This window comes from Paenibacillus sp. An7, from assembly GCF_009870785.1.
Lineage (GTDB): Bacteria > Bacillota > Bacilli > Paenibacillales > Paenibacillaceae > Paenibacillus.
Map to the genome: position 1 here is coordinate 1 of NZ_WTWX01000014.1, position 20,296 is coordinate 20,296.

The 20,296-nt window shown below is 43.8% G+C and carries 15 protein-coding genes; 5 read left to right on the top strand and 10 right to left on the bottom strand.

All coding sequences use genetic code 11. From position 1 onward, the window contains the following. Nucleotides 1-125 precede the first annotated feature (125 nt). The 3 genes from GQY27_RS15095 to GQY27_RS15105 all read right to left on the bottom strand — a co-directional run bounded on the left by GQY27_RS15095 (nt 126) and on the right by GQY27_RS15105 (nt 3,622). A complete protein-coding gene (locus GQY27_RS15095; RefSeq protein ID WP_160035867.1) occupies nt 126-1,040 on the bottom strand; it encodes a TauD/TfdA dioxygenase family protein in 915 nt (304 codons plus the stop codon). Between the two features lie 569 nt (nt 1,041-1,609). Next, nucleotides 1,610-2,635: an ABC transporter substrate-binding protein gene (locus tag GQY27_RS15100; protein ID WP_160035870.1), complete on the bottom strand. Its 1,026-nt coding sequence runs from the start codon at nt 2,633-2,635 to the stop codon at nt 1,610-1,612. Nucleotides 2,636-2,698: 63 nt separating this feature from the next. Further along, entirely contained in the window at nt 2,699-3,622 is a 924-nt protein-coding gene (locus GQY27_RS15105) for a TauD/TfdA dioxygenase family protein (RefSeq protein ID WP_160035872.1), read from the bottom strand. A 474-nt stretch (nt 3,623-4,096) separates the two neighbouring features. On the opposite strand from GQY27_RS15105, the gene GQY27_RS15110 reads away from it, so the two are divergent. Further along, nucleotides 4,097-4,876, top strand: coding sequence for an ABC transporter ATP-binding protein (locus GQY27_RS15110; protein ID WP_160035874.1), 780 nt, complete (start codon nt 4,097-4,099; stop codon nt 4,874-4,876). A 116-nt stretch (nt 4,877-4,992) separates the two neighbouring features. Next, nucleotides 4,993-5,760: an ABC transporter permease gene (locus tag GQY27_RS15115; protein ID WP_236570621.1), complete on the top strand. Its 768-nt coding sequence runs from the start codon at nt 4,993-4,995 to the stop codon at nt 5,758-5,760. Nucleotides 5,761-5,867: 107 nt separating this feature from the next. Here GQY27_RS15115 and GQY27_RS15120 read toward each other — a convergent pair whose 3' ends face one another. Next, nucleotides 5,868-7,079 carry an acyl-CoA dehydrogenase family protein gene (locus tag GQY27_RS15120; protein ID WP_236570614.1) on the bottom strand — a complete coding sequence of 404 codons (1,212 nt, stop codon included), beginning with the start codon at nt 7,077-7,079 and terminating at the stop codon, nt 5,868-5,870. A 68-nt stretch (nt 7,080-7,147) separates the two neighbouring features. Continuing rightward, complete coding sequence (locus tag GQY27_RS15125) at nt 7,148-8,578, bottom strand: serine hydrolase domain-containing protein (protein WP_160035878.1); 1,431 nt, start codon at nt 8,576-8,578, stop codon at nt 7,148-7,150. Between the two features lie 379 nt (nt 8,579-8,957). Here GQY27_RS15125 and ypfJ point away from each other — a divergent pair, with 379 nt between their 5' ends. The 3 genes from ypfJ (at nt 8,958) to GQY27_RS15145 (ending at nt 13,424) form a co-directional block, all read left to right on the top strand. Further along, on the top strand, nt 8,958-9,803 hold the full coding sequence (gene ypfJ / locus GQY27_RS15130; RefSeq protein WP_160035880.1) for a KPN_02809 family neutral zinc metallopeptidase: 846 nt from the start codon (nt 8,958-8,960) through the stop codon (nt 9,801-9,803). A gap of 296 nt (nt 9,804-10,099) precedes the next feature. Then, on the top strand, nt 10,100-12,070 hold the full coding sequence (locus tag GQY27_RS15140; protein ID WP_160035882.1) for a methyl-accepting chemotaxis protein: 1,971 nt from the start codon (nt 10,100-10,102) through the stop codon (nt 12,068-12,070). Nucleotides 12,071-12,284: 214 nt separating this feature from the next. Beyond that, nucleotides 12,285-13,424: a DUF2087 domain-containing protein gene (locus GQY27_RS15145; protein WP_160035884.1), complete on the top strand. Its 1,140-nt coding sequence runs from the start codon at nt 12,285-12,287 to the stop codon at nt 13,422-13,424. 108 nt (nt 13,425-13,532) lie between these two features. On the opposite strand, the gene GQY27_RS15150 is transcribed toward GQY27_RS15145, so the two are convergent. From GQY27_RS15150 to GQY27_RS15170, 5 genes are all read right to left on the bottom strand, one after another. Then, on the bottom strand, nt 13,533-14,633 hold the full coding sequence (locus GQY27_RS15150) for a glycoside hydrolase family 88/105 protein (protein WP_160035886.1): 1,101 nt from the start codon (nt 14,631-14,633) through the stop codon (nt 13,533-13,535). A gap of 41 nt (nt 14,634-14,674) precedes the next feature. Continuing rightward, nucleotides 14,675-15,550 carry a carbohydrate ABC transporter permease gene (locus tag GQY27_RS15155; protein ID WP_160035888.1) on the bottom strand — a complete coding sequence of 292 codons (876 nt, stop codon included), beginning with the start codon at nt 15,548-15,550 and terminating at the stop codon, nt 14,675-14,677. Between the two features lie 19 nt (nt 15,551-15,569). Then, nucleotides 15,570-16,514, bottom strand: coding sequence for an ABC transporter permease (locus tag GQY27_RS15160; protein WP_160035890.1), 945 nt, complete (start codon nt 16,512-16,514; stop codon nt 15,570-15,572). A gap of 188 nt (nt 16,515-16,702) precedes the next feature. Next, nucleotides 16,703-18,253, bottom strand: a complete 1,551-nt coding sequence (locus GQY27_RS15165; protein WP_160035892.1) for an extracellular solute-binding protein — start codon at nt 18,251-18,253, stop codon at nt 16,703-16,705. Between the two features lie 304 nt (nt 18,254-18,557). Next, a complete protein-coding gene (locus GQY27_RS15170; protein WP_160035894.1) occupies nt 18,558-20,060 on the bottom strand; it encodes an extracellular solute-binding protein in 1,503 nt (500 codons plus the stop codon). Between the last annotated feature and the right edge of the window lie 236 nt (nt 20,061-20,296).

Below are 20,296 nucleotides of genomic sequence, written 5' to 3' on the forward strand. Positions count from 1 at the left end.
AGAACTTCAGCCTTCCAAGCTGATAGCGTGGGTTCGATTCCCATCACCCGCTTCACAGTAAACCCCTTCGCTTTCGCGAAGGGGTTTTTTAATATTACTATATGGATTAGAGAACAGGGATTGTATTAATTGGCCTGTTCTCTTTTTGGTTGGAGCGTTATACTTCTACGGCCATCGGTACCAATCGGAATATCACCAGCGATGGTAACACGCCGTACTACACGGTGCTCATCGCCATAGTCATTAATTGCATAGTGCTGTGTTGCCTGGTTATCCCAAACCACCACATCTCCTACAGCCCAGCGCCAGCGAACTGTATTCTCAAGTCTGGTAACATGCTCTTGTAAAATATCGATGATTCGATTTGAATCTGCTGTTCTGAGTCCTGATATCCTTCTTACAAATTGTCCTAATAGCAAGTGACGTTCTCCTGTTTCGGGATGGACTCTTACTACCGGATGCTCGGTTTGATATACCGTTGAGACAAAGGCATTATTTTTTCGCGGCGTCTGCTCTCTTGCAGCTTCTTGTTGGGCAGGTGCTGCATAATCAAAAGCATTGGAGTGGATTGCGCGAAGGCTGCCAGCGAGCTCTTTTAATTCAGGAGATAGATCTTCGTATGCCGCTGCTGTGTTGGCCCATACGGTATCCCCTCCAGCAGGAGGAATAACCACTGAGCGCAGAATGGACGCTTTGGGGTATGCTTCAACAAAGGTAACATCGGTGTGCCAAGCGTTAGCACGGCCTCCATGGGCAGAATCCAGTTCAAGTACAGCTCGGGTTCCATCTTTTACGGGCACAGTGGGATGTGCATACAGTTCTCCTAAAAGTTTGGCAAAGCGCTCTTGACCCTCATCATCTAGTTGATGTTGATTTCGGAAGAAGAGGACTTTGTACTTAAGCAGAGCTTCTTGAATGGAATCAACGACCGCAGGGAAGAGATCCTCAGATAAATCAATACCTTTCACTTCCGCTCCAATTCTTCCGGCTACCGGTACGATTTCAAGCTGAACTACCTGGTTATGAGTAACATTATTCATGAATAAATTCCTCCTTAGGTATGCGGTCTCCCGCCATATTGGTAGATATTCGATCCATAATTCACACAAAAAAGTAATAAGCACAATTCAAGAGAAACAATAGAAATATGGAAGGCAGTATATTATGGAGAGTATGCAGATTGCATCATGTCTGACAAGAGGCGGAACCGAGAGAGCACACGTACTAAATAAAGCACGACATAAGGAGCAGAACCCAAAGAGTACGCAGATTGCAGAATGCTTCCCTAAGTCAGAACAGAGAACACTCAGAATCCCTACATAGAGGCGAACCTACAGTCATACGATGCTCTTACCATAAGTAGCAGAGCAGGTAGAGTAATGTCGTAAGCATGGCCCTACATACAGGAAATACACAAACAATACGAAGCATGCGAGGCTGCAATTGCAGTATAGAGAAAACAGAAAACAGAAAACAGTATATAAATAACGGAACCTGTACTAATTTACTTGCGTTAATACCAGATAGAGAGGCACAGTAACTGTAAGTACTCTTGTGCCTTTTATACTCTAATCATTCGGACTAAAAGCAATTGGGGGTAGCAGTTCATTTAATTCAGTTCTTCAACAAACGTATTGTTAATTGCTTTTGCAAAGTCAGGCTTCTTTTTTAAGAATTTATTGTTTAGCAGTATTTCCGAGGATGCTTCATAGGCTTCTATAGCCTGAGATGTATAGGCAGAGAGTTGATTGGCACTTCGCTCTAGTACTGTTTTGATGACAGAAGCAGGCATTTTAGAATGTTTCTCATAAAGAGCAGCCGCTTCGTCGAGGTTATCGCGCTGCCAATCGAGCGTCTTTTGGTACACTTTTAAGTATTCTGTAACGAGCTCTGGATGTTCTTTAACAAAACCAGTTCTAGCGATCATGGATAAAGGAGCAAGGAATTCACCCTCGACTTCAATGATTTTCGCCTTTTTTTGCTCTACACTTAAGGTTACATAAGGATCAAGGGTTATCCAGGCATCCAGTTGTCCTGTCTCAAAAGCAGCTAAAGCATCATCTGCTTGCAGATTGATCTGTTTAACGTCATCCTGGGATAGACCGATGGACTGCAATATTTTGATTAAGTACACGTGACTTGTCGTCCCTTTGGCAACACCAATCGTTTTTCCTTTTAAATCAGCAACAGAGGAGATGGTGCTATTCACAGGAACAATCACCGTATTTAGATCCTTTCCATCACCTAACAGTCCGATAATTTCAAAGGGTATCTGATTGGACAAGCCTGTGATCACTGCTCCGTCACCCATGGAAGAGAGGTCTATCCGATTAGATACAAGGGCTTCTAGTATAGGAGGACCGCTCGTAAAGTTACTCCACTCTACTTTGGCGCCTTTCTCTGCAAAGGCCTCATCAATCCATCCTTTTTCCTCTGCAATCATAAGAGGACTGATTCCTCCAAGGCGAGCAATATGAACAGTTACCTCGGCTGATTTACTTCCCGCAGCAGCTTCTGCAGATCCACCACTTATGGATGGGGAAGCTCCATTTTCATTACTGCAAGCGGTAAGCACCATGAGTAGAACGGTTACGAGTGTAACCATTTTGGATTTATTGCTTGAACGACGTTTCATTTTTTTTAGCTCCCATCCAAAGTTTGTGGTAAAACAAAATACTGCAGCAAGGTTGCGTAAGATCTAAAAAGGACGATCTCCCGCTATCGATACTCGCTCTGCTACCCGGCGGTGAGGAAAATAATCGGATGCAGCATAATGCTGGGTTGCTCTGTTATCCCAGAAGGCTACTGAATTAGGCTCCCAGCGGAAGCGGATCTGATATTCAGGAATATGAGCCTGGCTGAACAGGTAATTTAGGAGTTGCTCGCTCTGCTCTTCTTCAAGTCCAACAATACGGATTGTGAAGACGGCATTTACGAATAATGTTTTTCTGCCTGTCTCGGGGTGTGTACGTACGATAGGGTGTTCTGCGGCCGGGAATTCAGCTTGCTTCACTTTGAGTACATCAGGCGGTAGAAAGCGGCCAAAAGTAGTGGTGAAATCGTGTATAGCGGTTAGACCATCAATGCGTTCTTTAATCTCGTCGGGCAGATTATCGTAGGCTGCTCCCATGTCGCACCATAAGGTATCGCCACCTAGAGCCGGAACTTCAGAAAGGCGGAGAACCGATCCAAGAGCAGGCTCTTGACGCCAGGATACATCCGTATGCCAAATATTTTCGTTACCAGTCATATTGGCATTTTTCTCAAAACGAGTAATCTCCTCTGCATTTCCTTGAGGCAAGAAAGGGTGTTTCTCGAGCTCACCCCACTCTTTGGCAAAAGCAACTTGCTGTTCACTGGTGATATCTTGATTACGGAAGAAGAGAACTTTCCATTCGAGAAAGGCATGATGAAGTTCTGCTTTTAATTCTGAACTGAGGGGAACTGCTAAATCGACACCTTCAATTTCGGCTCCGAGCAAGGGACCAAGAGGTTTTAGCGTAAATAATGTGTACGGTTGCTCTGGTTGACTTCCCTCTGCTAAGCGGTGCAATTGCCTGGCACCTGCTTTGAGCTCTCTGCTTGGCGCATAACTACGAGATAGATAGACAGTTTGATTCATGATGGTCTAGCCTCCTTTAACAATGTATTCACACCTGTTTAGTAGTATTTAGCCAAAAAAAAAGGACGACAGGATTTGGGAGATCGTAAAAGAGTTTCTTTGATCTCCAAATCTCTGGTCGTCCAGTAGATTCAGCTAGATAGTGTTGCTTTGATGGACCAAATCTTATCAGTCTGCAAATCACCTTGTCAACCCTTATTTTTATTCATATAGAAATTAATGTAACTCTATTCTTTGTGTGTACTATTAATAAAATTAATTCATACTAAAATAATCGGGTATTGACAAGATTCTTTTCCCTTGATAAGATGAGCCAAATCCTATACGTTGACCCAAAGATTTGGGAACTACGAATTGACTGGAACCACCAGAGATTCGGCAAGCACATTAAGTGCTGTCGGATCTCTTTTTTTATGGTCAGAAGTTCAGTACGGCAAGATCAAGAACATTGATAATGAATCGGAGGGACTGTAGATGTTAAATGAGGAACTACGCTACATATTAGAGATTAATGAGGTTAGTAAAACGTTCCGAAGCGAGCAAGGCAATACCCATGTACTGGATTCCATAGATTTGTCTGTGAAGGAAGGAGACTTTACTACGGTCATCGGACCTAGTGGATGCGGGAAAAGTACCTTGCTTAAAATTATAGCAGGGCTTGATCGCGATTATGAAGGAGAGGTCCTGCTCAAGGGGAAAAGGGTGGAGCGTCCTTCTCAAGAGAAGGGATTTATTTTTCAAGAACCGAGGTTATTTCCTTGGCTGAATGTAGAGAAAAATATCGCAGCTGATCTGTCTCTCAAAAATCCAGATGTAAGAAATGATGTACAGCGGCTGATCGAGCTGGTTAAATTGAATGGTTTTGAAAAATCCTATCCACGGCAGCTATCAGGCGGGATGTCTCAGCGAGTAGCTATCGCGAGAGCCCTTCTTCGTAAACCTGAAGTACTGCTGCTAGATGAGCCATTTGGAGCGCTTGATGCTTTCACGAGGGGGCATATGCAGGAGGCACTGCTGGATATATGGCAAACGAATAAAACAGCAATGGTCCTCGTCACGCATGACATTGATGAAGCGGTGTTTTTATCAACCCGTGTTGTTGTGATGGACCGGCGCCCCGGACGAATAAAATCAGTTGTCCCGATTGACCTGCCTTATCCTCGCAAAAGAACAAGCCGTGCTTTCACAGAGCTGCGTACGCATGTACTAGAAGAGCTTGATCATCGGGAGGAACAGGAAGCGTACAGTATTTAAGCAGGCGTTAGCAATACAAATATAAGATATAAAGGGGCGAAGTGAAGATGGCTTTACCACTGACATTACGAAAAAATCCGTCTGTACAAATAAGTAAGAGGCAAACTCGAAAAGGAATGGGAGGAAAAGGGAGACTCTTTTTACGAGGAGCACTGCTTCCTGTAGGTATTATTGCACTTTGGCAAATTCTTAGCGGAACAGGCGTCATCTCCCAGCAGATGTTCTCATCGCCATGGCTGATTGTAAAACAGTATTTTTATCTAACAAGCTCTGGGGAGTTACCGCATCATCTGCGGATTAGTGTCGTGAGGGCTTCGCTTGGTTTTTTATTTGGAGCGAGCAGCGGGTTAATACTCGGTATGCTTGTCGGCATGTACAGACCTGTTGAAGAAGTGCTGAATCCATCCGTTCAAATGATTCGAACGATCCCGCTGCTTGCGATTACTCCCTTATTCATTATGTGGTTCGGTTTTGGCGAACTATCTAAAGTATTGCTGATTTCGATGGGTGCGTTCTTCCCGCTCTATGTGAACACTTTCCTTGGCGTTCGCAATGTGGATTCAAAACTATTCGATGTCGCCCGTGTCATGGAGTTCAGCCGTTTCTCACAAGTTGTGAAACTAGTCATTCCTGCTGCACTGCCTAATATCTTGCTTGGAATTCGGTTATCGTTAAGTATCGCGTGGCTTTGCCTTGTCGTTGCTGAGTTACTCGGGGCAGATACAGGAGTGGGCTATATGATTCAAGAAGCACGGTCTTTTATGCAAACGGATGTGATGTTTGTGGGGATTACCATTTTCGCTCTAGTGGGTAAATTATCAGACTCCGTTGTGCGGTTATTAGAGAATCGTCTGCTTCGCTGGCAGGACAGCTATAAGGGATAAGATTAAGAGAGTGTATTTTGAATAAAAAAACCTTCCGATCCACTATGGATTATGGGAGGTTTTTTGCAGATAGACTATTGTCTATCTGGCTGCTATACGAAGCAGAGCTACGCTTCACTCTTAGATGAATATTCAGCAGAATGTTTGGTAATAGACCGCTTTGCAAGTTGTCCAAGAACTACGTCATCCATCGGCGGATTGTGAAGTCCAAACCGAACATCTCGGTAATAACGCTGCAAAGGACTATTCATAGAAAGGCTATGAACTCCAGTGATGCGCATCGCTATATCTACAACGGAGAGTGCTGTCTGAACGGCAACCACTTTAGCTGCTCCAAGATCGGGTGCAATCTGCTGCAAATGATCTTTTGCAGGGGAAGGGCCCAGGCGCTCCACACGTTCTGCAACGCTGTATAATAGATGCCTTGCTGTGGTCAGTTCAAGTTCAATCTGACCTAGTTTTTGCTGAATATGAGGGAGTTCTAAAATAGGATGCGTTAGACTGTTGGGCTGATAACTCGCAGCAAACCGAACAGCTTCATTACGTGCTGCCTGTGCTATTCCAAGATATACAGCTGGAATATTAAGTAGATACACATTCGGTATCCCCGTAGGTTTCGGAGGGCGATGAAAGACAAGTGCATGTTCAGGAAGCAGCACTTCCTTTAGCACCAGATCATGACTTGCTGTTCCCCTCATACCAGCCATATTCCATGTAGGTTCAATAGAAACCCCTCGCATATCTCTATGAATCAAATACTCGGAGACCTCGCCTGTGTCCTCATCCATCGCAGAGACGATAAAATAGCTAAGTGCAGTAGATAAGGAAGTGAACGTTTTTCGGCCGTTTAGGATATATCCATGGCTGCCCCTACGTGCTTTCGTCTGCGGTTTTCCTCCACGAGAAGGGCTGCCTGTTGCGGACTCCGAGTCGGCTGCATTGATCAGTGCTTGTTTCTTTATCACATCTTTGCACAAGGAGTGAAAGACAGATTCATTCCAGTGCCGATGAAAAGCAAGGTTAAACATCGTGATGTGATGCCAGCCGATAGCAAGTGCAGCAGGCCCGTCAACCATAGCAATCTGCTCCTGACACATAAGGAAAAAAGGAAGCGAAATTGGGTTACCCCCGTATTCGTTCGGTACAGAATAGGTATGATATCCTTCCTCAAGCAGATCAGAGATCAGTGCGGAGTTGAGCTCATTCTTTTCATCAGCAAGTCTTGCTCCTTCGATGTGCCGGTTAGCCACCGTCCGAATACGGATCAGCATATCCTGCTCATGATTCGTTCTGATAAAGGAGTCCTCAAATGGTGACAACGGTAAACCTCCCTTAAAATAGTTAGTAATGTGAGTAGATTATTTTAATGAGCATGAATGTCATTTGTTTATTTTGCTGCGATTACCTGTTTACGAATCTCATTCATCATCCCGATCGTATCCATGCTGGCATGATTGCCAAGAAGAACAATCGTCACTCCGTTACCTAGATCACGCATAATGCCTGTAGAATAGCCCGTTCCAGAACCATTATGGAAGACGTTAAGACCTTTGGAAGTTTCGCTGATCATCCATCCATATCCATAATTCTTTTCAGAATACGGAGTGAACATGTTCTTAAGAGATTCTTCGCTGACTACTTTTCCGTCCTTGAGTGCTTGATCCCATTTGAGAAGATCATCGACAGTGGAATAGAGCGTACCTGTTCCCGACTGGGAGACGTAATAATCTGCTGGGACCCATTTTCCACTCTGATCCACGAATCCTTTAATTGTGTTGGTCCCTTTAACAGCCGTACCTGTATCTTTCATTCCAAGCGGAGTAAATATATGTTTCTGTAAGTAAGAGCCGTACTCCTCACCGGTTACTTTCTCAAGGATATGGGCTAATAAAATGTAGCCATTGTTGCTGTAGCGATATTCTGCTCCAGGTTCAGCCATCAGCTTTTTGGTGCGTATTTCTTTTAAGGTATCCTCTAGCGTTATTCCTTCTTCTCTTGTGAAATTGGAAGGAAGGCCGGATGTATGAGACAGCAACATATGCAGTGTAATTTCATCTCCGCGATCAACACCGGTTACGTACTTGGATAACTTGTCTGTTAACGAAAGTTTGCCGGCTTCTACTTGCTGCATGATGGCAGCTGATGTAAATCCTTTTGTTATAGAGGCAATTCGTGATTTTTGATCCGGCCTTACGAGTGCATTTTCTTTAGATAGGCCATATCCCTTGCTAAGGGTAACTTCTCCGTCCTTGGCGACAAGTGCAATGCCGGAGAACCCAGATGTCTGTAAATAGGAGTCAATGGATACCAAGTCTTTATTTATTTTCGTGACCTGGTCGGACTTCAGTACGATGTTCATGAGTGTAGATGTATTTGTCAGCTGAAGCGTTGATTTCATGGCATCAGATAGAGAGCGCAGCGGGATCATCAGCGTTCCGGACATATTTTTGGAATTCGCAGGTAAGGTAAGTTTGACATCATTTATCGTGATGATGTTGGTTCCTGCCTTATGGAAGATGAGATCCCCGTGATTCTCGATTTGCACGGTTTGTGTGCTTTGGTTCCACTTTACTTTTCCTTTGAGGGCAACTGCTGCTTGTCTAAGCGGGGCAAAGGTCGTTCCATTCTGTACAAAAGGAGGGAACTCCCAAGTAACTGTCTGTGAATCGACTTCAATATTTGCAGGTTTCGTAATCATAGCTGAAGCAGCATTTGCGGTTTCGGTGAAAGCTCCAGCTGGGGCAAGAACGAGACCGGCAGCTAAGAGTACGGTGAGCAGTTTTTGTGTTGTTTTTGATGATTGTTTAGTAAAAGTCATGAAGTAATAAATCCTCCTGTCAGGAATGTAGTCCAAATTTGTAACTTGTCTTCTAATAAAATGAATGAGAGTTCGTATGAAGATACTGGTATTTATTCTAACGAAAGTAAGAGTGGTAAACAACCCATATACTGGATGTTTATTTTAATATATCCCTCATAAGAAAAACCGCACGGAAGCGCAAGCTGTTAGCTGGAGCTCGGAGAGAACGGCCGGTGATAACTAGCTATTCTTTTTAAGGACATATCCAAGAGACTATTATGTCTTGTCACTAGCTGAGATAACTGGGCCTTTTTAGGGTAAATCCTATTTGAAGCGATATACATATCACATGATGAGTATAGATTTTTAATATCGAATAGACCTAGGAGGGAACAATATGCAGTGGAAAGGGAGAAGGGCAAGCTCTAATGTAGAGGACCGGAGAGGACGGAAAGGGACGGGACTAATCGGCGGTGGGATTGGAGGTATCGTTATCCTGCTGATCGTTACACTACTTGGCGGCGGAAATACTGCTGATATACTGAGTGGTCTTGCGGGCGGAGGATCGGACACGGGAACATCCTACACGGAAACAGCGGAAGAGAAGGAACTAGCTGAGTTCGTATCTGTTGTTCTGGCCGATACAGAGGATGTGTGGACAGAGGTTTTCAAGAAAGAAGGAAAGAGGTATGAGAATCCGACTCTTGTTCTCTATACAGGAAGCGTTCAGTCGGCCTGCGGAACAGCGGGCTCATCGGTAGGGCCATTTTACTGTCCTGGCGATAGGAAACTGTATATTGACCTAAGCTTCTACGACGAGCTGCGTCAAGAATTTCAGGCGCCTGGTGACTTTGCAATGGCCTATGTGATCGCTCACGAGGTGGGTCACCATGTACAGACACTGTTAGGTACATCGGACAAGCTGGCACAATACCGAGAGCAGCTAAGCAAGCAGGAATATAACAAGTATCAAGTTCGATTTGAGCTGCAAGCCGATTATTTAGCCGGTGTGTGGGCGAATCATGCGCAAGGTATGAATCTGCTTGAGGAAGGTGACCTGGAAGAAGCTTTAACGGCGGCAAGCGCTGTAGGAGACGATACGATCCAGAAGAAAGCTCAAGGCTACGTTGTGCCGGAGAGTTTTACACACGGCACATCTGAGCAGCGGAAGCGCTGGTTCTACAAAGGTTTTGAGAATGGTACGCTGCAAGGTGGAGATACATTTAACGCGAAGAATTTATAAGTATAGGCTTAAACACCGACAATCCTCGGGTCTGCTAGCTGCTGCCCCTTGACTTACAAGCAGAGTTGAATCACAAAGCAGATCTCTTATCTGTAGCCTACCGCCGCTGGATTACCCAGATGGGTGTCAGAATTGGAACAACGTAGGACTTCCTGTTGAATACGGATAGTGATATCAATCATAAAAATAAACCCCCGATATGCCGATATATAAGTTACTTTTGTTATGTTCGGTCAGATAAACCATCTGAACTCATTTCATTGTAACTACTATTCAGGCAGAAGGGGGTCGTTTTTTTGAGTGAAAAACCAAAGAAAAGCTTGATGTCAATAAGAGTAAAACTGATTACTATGTTTGTCCTCTTCTTGTTCATCCCAAGTATCGTTACCGCTGTATTTTCGTTTCGAACAGCAGATCAGGAGATCCGCCAAGCGGATTTGGAGACGGGGAAACAATCTTTGCTGCTCGTCAGCAAGCAGATTGATTCATTGTTAGAGAATCAAAAAGCAAATCTTAGCTTAATCTCCATGCAAACGAGTTCAGCCCAGATTGCGAATAGAAATCCTGCTGTACAGCAACTGATAGACAACATGAGAGACAGTAACCCGCAGATTGAATCGATACTTATAGTAACGGATGCAACCGGATTACGAATGAAATCACCATCACTTAGTAACGACGAGGTAGTAAAAGAGAAAGATTGGTATAAAGAAGCTTTGGAAACGAGCGATTCAGTCATAAGTATGCCCTATAAATCAGCTTCAACAGGTAATGTGGTAGTGACTCTAGCAAAACGTTTATCTGATGGGAAAAGTGTTGCTAGTATTCAGCTGGGACTAAATTCACTCACCTCTACAGTAAACGAAATAAAGATTGGAGAAAAAGGGGTTATCTATCTTGTTGATCAGAAGGGGAACTACCTAGTTCATACCCATTTTGGTGCAGGCTCGAGCACCACGGAACTTCTATCTGATCAGATTGTAAGCAGTGAGGAAGGAACACTAAATTATTCGATATCAGGTCAAAATAAAAGTGGTTACTTTATAAATCAGCCATTAACAGGATGGAAAATCGTAGCGGAATTTGATCTCGATGAATATGAGCAAGTATCTATCCCTATGTTAAAAACTGTGGGGCTTGTGCTTTTATTTTCCTCTATTGTCGGAATTCTCATCATGATTCCTGTTATTCGGAGTCTATATAAGCCGATCAGAGGACTAGTCCACGCGTCAAAGACAGTAGGAAGCGGGGATTTAACCATAGACCTGTCGGTAAAACAGCGTGATGAGTACGGACTGCTCGCAGAAGGATTCAATAAAATGACTAAATCTCTGCGGTCCGTACTGAGTGAAGTAAATGATACTTCTCAGCAGCTAGCATCGTCCTCTCAGGAGCTGGCTGCCAGCTCAGAGCAGACGACGAGTGCTACAGAGCAGGTAGCGAGTATTATGCAGCAAACGGCTGTCGGTATCTTGCACTCCAATCAAGTGCTTGGAGAAGCAAAGCAGCAGGTTGCTGAAATGTCAGCGGGTATAAAGGAGATTAGTCTTCAAGCAGAGGACGTCACCTCTGCTACCAAACAAGTATCAGCTGAATCCCAAGCAGGGATGGAGCAGATTGAGCAGGCAAGCGTACAAATGAAGCATATCGGTACGTCTGCATCAAACTTGAATGAAGTGATTGAAGGGCTTGGCAGCAAAACGATGGAAATTCGTCAGATCGTTGAAATCATCACGAATATAGCGAAACAGACCAACATCCTATCTTTAAATGCTTCCATAGAAGCATCAAGAGCAGGAGAGCATGGACGAGGTTTTGCCGTCGTTGCTAAAGAGGTCAAAGAGCTTGCGGAGCAGTCCGCTGCTTCAGCAGCAGATATAGCACAACTCACGCATGAAATGGAGCAGGGTACGACGGAAGCGTCTGTTTCTATGTCCTCTGCTTCGCAGGAAATTGGAAAGGGAATTACTGCAGTTAATGAAGCCGGCGAGCATTTTAGATCTATATTAGCCTCTATTCAGGAAGTAGCAGCAGAGATGGGGGCAGTATCCATCGCGTCTAAGCAAATGGATTCTGTTGTGGATCAAGTGAATGAAGTCTTTGAGATTGCACTTGCTATATCTGATGAGATCGCTGCTGGAGCACAGGAAGGATCTGCTGCTTCAGAAGAGCAACTTGCAGCGATGGAAGAGGTCGCTTCTTCTGCTGCAGCTTTATCAAGCATTGCTGATGAGTTGAAGGAAATTATCGAACGTTTTAAACTATAGGAACATAGAAATAAACGTATACTATAGAAACCTTCGCCCGATGTTAGGCGGAGGTTTTTTGCTGTGTACAAGGTGTTCTTTGGATATCATCAGTAGAAAAATATAGACTTTAACTCATCTACGTCTATATTTGAACAAACAAATATTTATTATGTTTGACAATTAACAAACAAGAACATAATATATCTATATAAACAAAAGAGGGGGAAGTGTTATGACGGAACAACACCATGATTTTGCATATGATGCCTCATTGGAGGAAATCAAGCGCGGATATATCGAGACAGAGACCGAATATATCTGTGTCTGCTGTGGTTATACCGCTGAGAAAGGAGTGATTTATCCTCACAATGAAGTCTTATATGAATCTTTCAGATATATACAGATCCATATTCAAGAAGAACATGGGTCGGTATTTCAGTTCTTGATCTCACAGGACAAGAAAGTGAGCGGACTCTCTGATATACAGCGCAGGCTGCTGGCAGAATTTTATGAAGGAAAAAAAGATGCGGAAATTCAAAAAGAATTAGGAATCGGCTCTACTTCAACGATTCGCAATCATCGGTTTGTACTTAGGGAGAAGGAGAGACAAGCAAAAGTGCTGCTGGCTGTAATGGAACTGTTGCACTCGCGAGATCACGATACCCCTGTCATGCCTTTGATTCCGCCTAATAACAGAGCAGGCCAAGCTACCAATAAGGAGACTGATTTGACCGCTGAGCAGGAGAAAGTACTGACTAAATATTTTCCTTTTGGTACAGATGGACCGCTCGAGACTTTTGCAGTGCAAGAGAAATATCGACTCATTATTATGAATGAGATTGCAAAACGTTTTGACCCGGGCAAAGTATATTCCGAGTCGGAAGTGAACGGGATTCTGGATCAAGTTTATGAGGACTATGTATTGCTCCGCAGATCAATGGTGGACTATGGCATACTCAGCCGGGAAGAGGATGGAAGCAGTTACTGGCTTACCCCGCAGGAAGGAGAGAGTCGTAAAATGGCAAATCGCAGAGAAGAGTTAAAACAACTGGCAAAAGAAATAAAGACAGAGGCCGGCGTTTATCAAATTCGCAATAAAGAAAATGGAAAAAGATATGTAGCAAGTACACCAAACCTGAAAAGCCTGAATGGTCAACAATTTATGCTGAATATGGGAAGTCATCGTAACCGCAGGCTTCAAGAAGAATGGAAAGAGTGCGGGGAAGAAGCTTTTGCGATTGAAGTTGTGGAAAAATTAAAAATCCCAGAGGGCAATATCTTTTTTGATGTAAAAGATGCATTAAAAAAATTAGAGGCAAGCTGGCTTGAGAAGCTTCAGCCTTATGGAGAGAATGGGTATAACGAGGCTTGAACCAAGTCCATAAAACAAAAATGTCTCGCCCTGTTCCACATGCATAAGCAGAGGTGCGGGCGAGATCTGTTAGTTATATTATATGCCGTTTTATATTTTTGTGTAATGCTATTTCGTCATCTTATCCTGCATAGCAACTGCCGCCATGATAAATGCGCCAACGCCATGCAGATCGTTTTTACTAACTGGGCGAGTTACATAATTCTCGTAATCCCCTGCAGAGGTACCGATGCATATAGACGGCATTACCAAGTGTCCAAGATCGTCGGTTTCCATCATCTGAACGAGCCCAGCGAAGCCTTTGCGGGCAGAGGACATACAGGAATCGTCAGCAGCAGACTGCTGAACAGCTTTAGCAATCGTGTAAACAAATAAGCTTGAGCAGGAGGTTTCCACCCAGTTATCTGGTTGGCTGCCTTTATCTACAACTTGATACCATAGGCCTGTCTCTTCATCTTGATAGCTAATAATTGCTTCTACGAATGCCCGCAGCTCCTCTTTCAGCTCAGCATGGCTCGGATGCTCCTCGGGGAGCAGTGTGATAAACTCAGCAAGTGCCAATCCATACCAACCGAGCGATCGGCCCCAGAACTCAGGTGAACAGCCTGTATCAGGATCTGCCCACGGCATCTGCTTGCTTTCATCCCAAGCGTGATAAAGCAGCCCCGTCCGCTCATCCTTCATGTATTTACGCATCAGCCGTTCTTGCCGCAATACTTCTTCCCGTAGTTCCTCATCCCCATAGGTGTCAGCATACTTTAGAGCAAATACACCGCCCATATATAACCCATCCAGCCACATTTGATGAGGATATTTATCTTTGTGCCAAAATCCGCCTTCCGCGGTTCGGTTTAAGGTTCCAAATAAACTTCGGAGCTTATCTGCTGCCACTTTATATTGCGGTTTCCCCGTCTGCTCAGCTTGGCGGAACAATAAAAGCCCTGCCTGTATGGAATCCAGCTCGTCCCGTGCGAAGAGGAGGTTTCCTTGCTCATCCACTAGATCATCGATATACCCTTGAATATATTCGTCATACCGAGTCTCTCCCAACTGCTCAGCAATCTGCTCAACCCCACATAAAAAGACACCCTGATGATAATGCCAGCGATGGGCTGGCGGAAGTTCGCCTGGTGTATACGTTGCCATGATGGCATCTGCCGCAGCTGCAGCCCATTGCATAGGTGTTTTTGCCACATCTGATTTAATCATCTGATCTACTCTCCTCTAATCGAGTTTAGGCGGCTATCTCTTTAGCCTTTAATAGAACCAAGCATAGCTCCTTTGGCAAAATGCTTTTGCAGGAATGGATACACTAGTAAAATCGGCAGAGTAGCTACGACGATTACCGCCATCTTGACTGATTGATCAGGCGGAGGAACGGCAGAATCCAGGTTTGAGCTGTAATCCATCCCCGATGCAAGAACAACGATCTGACGAAGTAGTACTTGAATCGGCCACATTTGGCTGTCGTTCAAATACAGAATAGCGCTCAAATACGTATTCCAGTAGGTAACGGCGTAAAAAAGGGAAATGGTTGCAATTGCCGGCATAGAGAGCGGCAGAACAATGCGAAATAAGATTCCAAAGTCATTACAGCCATCAATTTTAGCTGATTCTTCAAGTCCTTCCGGTATGTTCTGAAAGAAGTTCTTGAGTATAATCATGTTAAATGCACCAATCGTTGATGGCAGTATAAGTGCTGCGTAGCTGTCAATCAGGCCAAGCTCCTTAACCACCAAAAAAGTGGGGATCATCCCGCCGCTAAACAGCATCGTAAATACAACGAGGAACATAATTATATTTCGTCCGTCTAGATCGCGACGCGACAATCCATAGGCCATTAGCGATGTGACGAACATACTGATTAGTGTGCCTATCACCGTAACACCAATCGATACACTCAGTGCTCTGAAAATGGTATCCGTTGAAAAAATAAACTTATAGGCCTCGAGACTCCAAACCGTTGGAATAAGAACAAATTTCTTGGCTGCAATCTCGGCGTTCGTCGTAAACGAGCCCGCTACCACGTGGATGAACGGGAGCACGGTAACAAGTGCGATAATCGTCAGCAGCGTATAGTTAACCGCAACGAACAGTCGACCGCTAAGCGTACGATCTTCTACCATAATGAATCCTCCCTTGGCATTAATAGATGCCTTCTTCACCCATTTTTTTGGATAAGTGATTTGCCAGCATAACGAGTACTAAACCAACAAGTGACTTGAAGAAGCCAACTGCAGCACTATAACTGAATTGCATTTGTCTCAGTCCAGCGGTATACACATAGGTGTCAATTATTTCAGCAACATCCCGATTCATTGAATTGAGCAGCAGGTATACGTGCTCAAAGCCAAGCTCCAGAACATCGCCAATTTTCAATATTAATAGGACGATAATTACACTGCGAATGGCAGGAAGCGTAATATGCCACACTTGACGAAGCCGTCCTGCACCGTCCATCCTTGCTGCTTCATACAGCTGAGGATCTACTGCTGCAATTGCCGCCAGATATATAATGGTTCCCCATCCCGCTTCACGCCAGATCACTTGAATAATATAGGTCGGACGGAACCACTCAGGACTAAGCAGGAAATTAATTTTGCTAAAGCCAAGTTGAACAAGCAGTTCATTGACAATGCCGCCGTCCATGGTCAGCATGACATAACTGATGGATACGATGATGACCCATGACATGAAATGGGGCAGATAAACCAGGGTTTGAAAGAACCTTTTAAAAAACGTAATTCGTACCTCATTAAGCATTAAGGCCAAGATAATAGGTATGGGAAAGTAAAATAGGAGGTTCATGCCGAACAATAGTAATGTATTAGATAAAATGTTCCAGAAATCTGGCTCAGTAAACAGCCGCTCAAAATGCTTAAATCCTACCCATTCGCTCCCTAGTATGCCTTTGAACGGTTTATAATCTTGGAACGAAATGACAAGTCCAAACATCGGGATATATTTAAAGATAAGAAAATAAATAATGCCGGGCACAATCATGAGATACAGCCATTTATTCCGCCAAAAACGCTTGCGCCATGCGGGATATGTTTTGGCAACTTGTCGGCTGGTCACGATCTCCTCCATAAGTCCTCATCCTTCCAAAGTTGACTCCCCTAGGGGCTAAGAAGCTGCTCTGGCATAATAAGCAGTGCGAGCAGAGTGTTCCTTAATTGAGCTATAGTTGCTGTTCCTTGAATACAAGCTCTAGGAAACGATCTGCATGCACTGCCTTCTGCCTAAGTGAGAGGCCGATTTATACGGGCCTCCTGCTTTTAATTTTTGTAACTTGCATTAAACTCCTCGATCATTTGCTCGCCGCCTTGCTTCTTCCATTTCTCAATTTCCTTTTCAAAGCCGGCTTGGTCGATTTGTCCATAGATAAACTTGTACGTAGCATCGGTAATGGTCTGTTGCAGCTCTACGCCTTTCAATGCGTACGTAGCTGAATCCAGTGCAGCAGTAGGGTCTTTCACGCCGTACTTCTCATTCTCCTTAATAAGCTCTTCCGCATGAATACGTCCTGGCAGCTCATTTAAGCTCTCATACATGCCATTGGTTTCTGCTTCACCGATGACACTGTCCTTATAGCCTTTCACTTCACGTTCTGTCAGTTCTTTATCTTCGGATGGCTTCGCCTTTCCATCTACAACGGTATAGTGCGTGCCTTCGATGCCCCAGAACATGAGGTTAGCTACTTCTGGTGTCATCATTTTGTCGAAGAAACCAAGGATTTTCTTGAGTTCTGCCTCATCCTTGACTGCTGTTTTTGGGAACAATACCAGGTTGTTATAACCTGCAATCATCCATTGATGAATGTTGCCGTCTGGGCTTTTCACCATACTGTGTGCATCAAGAACAGCGGTTGGTACGTTTTTGACCAAGTCCTTATCAAGGGTTGTAATATCCGGCATAGATCCGCCGATATAAATTCCTGCTTTACCACTCGTGAATAAATTAACAGCATCTGTTTTACTTGTTGCAGCAAAATCTTGGTTCATGTAACCGTTATCACGAAGAGATTTAAAAAAGTTCATGGTATCGATATATTCAGGGAACATAAATTCAGGCAGCAGCTTGCCGTCTTTCTCGCCCCAGTTGTTCGGTGTACCGAACCAGGAGGATACGGTCTTAAAAGCACCAAAAACGAGCTCATTACGATCTGCGATACCTGTTGTATCATTTTGACCATTACCGTCAGGGTCCTGCTCAGTAAATGCTTTAGCCATAGCGAACAGCTCTTCTGTTGTTTCAGGAGGAGCAATATTCAGCTTATCTGCCCAGTCTTTACGATAGATAATTCCTTGACGGGCAAGCGGGCGGCCGAGATATAAAGAATATAATTTACCTTCGACCTTTGTATTATCAAGTACTTCTGGCTTCAATTTGCTGAGATTGGGGAACTCGCTTAAATAAGGGCCAATCTCCCAGAACTGTCCTTCCTTAATTGCTTCACGCATGAGCAAGAAGGTTGTAGCATTTTTTAAATAAGTCGCTTGCGGCAGCGAGCCGGTAGCAAATGCGGTGTTTAGCTTCTCCTCGTATGTATCTGCTGGGAAAAATTGATACGTAAGTTTTGTGTTTGTCAGCTTCTCTAGTTCATTTTTAATGGTGTCGGTAGGAGTCTCCGCCGTATTCAGCGGCAGCATGATAGTAATTTGTGCTGGGCTGTCATCCTTCGGTGTACTGCCGTTTGCGTTGGAACCCGTATCACCGGATCCGTTAGATGTTGTGCCTGAACCGTTTCCGCCGGAGCAGGCAGAAAGAAGCAGTGTTAGGGACATGACAGCACTTAGAGCCAAGGATAAAGGCTTTTTCTTTTTCATTCCTTTGTGACCTCCATTTAACGATGAGATTTGGCTTACACACTAAACACTACCGAATGGCGTATGTATCGTATACAATCATTTGCTCATATGCAGGCATAACAGCAAGAGTCTGATGAAATGATTATTGCGTGGGAAATGATGCACTAGTTTTGTATGACAGATAGAGAGAGAAAAAGAGGGGGAATCGCGCTAAGAGTGCTGCTTGAGTGCAGGAAAAGAGGGACCGCAGTTTACTTGCATGATGTAAAATATGCTAAGAACCCCAAGCAGAATCTACTTGGGGTGAATCCAATTGTTAGTTTTATAAAGCTTCAGACAACTCTTTAATAATTGTATTGCCGCCATTTATACGCCAGCGCTTTGTTTCCTGCTGAAATTCCTGCTCTGTTAAGATGCCAAGAATATAATTGTAAGTAGCGTCCGTGATAATTTTACTGAGTTCTGCGTTCCGCTCATCATACGTCTTTGATTCCAAATGAGCCGCCGGGTCTGCAACGAGAAAGTTTTCATTATCCTCGCTAAGCTGGTCTGCTAAAGCTGTTAAGGTCTCCTTCTCCGCCACCTCCATAACACTTGGGTTATTCATGTCCGCAATCATCAACATATAAAAGGCATTTACTTCTTGAATGCGCAGCTGAGTTGTTTCCTCTGGCAGGCGAACTTGACCGTTCTCTAGCGTATAATGCTTACCTTCTATGCCGTATTTCAATAAATTTGCAATGTCCTTATTCATTGTGCGGTCAAAGAAAGCTAAAATGTGCTTTAGTTCTTCTTCTGTCTTGATTGCCTTTTTAGAAAATAAATATAATCCGTTAAAATTCGGTATGGACCATACCCGGTATCCGTCAGGGCCTTTAATCCGGTTGGATAAAGTAAATGTAGCATCTGGATTTATTATTTTAGCTTCCTCATATAAGCGCTGAATATCGGTCATGCTTCCAATATAGACCCCGGCTTTGCCGCTTATGATCATATTTCGCTGCACGTCTTTGCTTGTCACAGCAAAATCACGGTTAATGAGCTGCTCATTATATAGTTTTTTAAAAAAGTTCATTGTCTCCATATAAGCTTGTGTCTCAAACTCTGGTATAAATGTGCCTTCCTCCATACTCCAGTTATTAGGTGTCCCGAAATACGAGCTGACGGTCTTGAACGCTCCATAGATTAGATCGTTACGGTCCGCAAGGCCAATCGTATCTGCCTTTCCGTTTCCATCAGGGTCATTATATGTAAAAGCGTGAAGAACCTCATACAATTCTTCAAGAGTTCGCGGCACGGTAAGCTCTAGATGATCGAGCCAATCCTGCCGAATGATCACGCCTTGTCGTGACGATGGACGCTCTGTATATAAACCATAAATGCGATTATCAACAGATGTTTGCTTCAGAATATCTTTATTTAAGTATTTAAGGTTAGGATAATCCTCTAAGTAAGGTCCGATCTCCCAGAATGCACCGGATCTTATTGTATTTTTCAGGAGAAGATAGTCCACATTTCTAACAAAAGTCACTTTCTTTAAGGAATTCGTTGTTAAGGCAGTATTCATCTTATCGCTATAGATTCCATCAGGAATCCAGTTAATATCTAGGCTAAAGCCGCTCCATTCTTCCAGCATGGACTGCATTTCATTACTTGGGGGTGTAGGGAAGTGAAGGGGGAGCATAATGGAGATGGGTGAATCCTCGATCGAGGCAGCATTTGATTGTTCTGAAGAATTATTACTGCATGCGCTTACAAATAGAAGTATAATGAAAATAATGGAAGAGCTTACAAATAATTGATTACCTGATTGGAACCCTTTCATCAGCATTCTGCCTCCTTCTTATTTAGAATGAGAGAATCGCTCGTTCCCCCAATTCTTGCTCTTGAATCTAAGATCATGATTATCTGACAGATAGATGATTATTGCTCGAAAAAGGGCTGTTCCACTACAATAACAGTACGATAAATATGACAATTGAAGTGTAGGTGATCCTTAAGTGCGTTCTTTAAGTTTTCTATCAAAAATGACGATATTCGGGTTCTTATTAAGCACGCTTC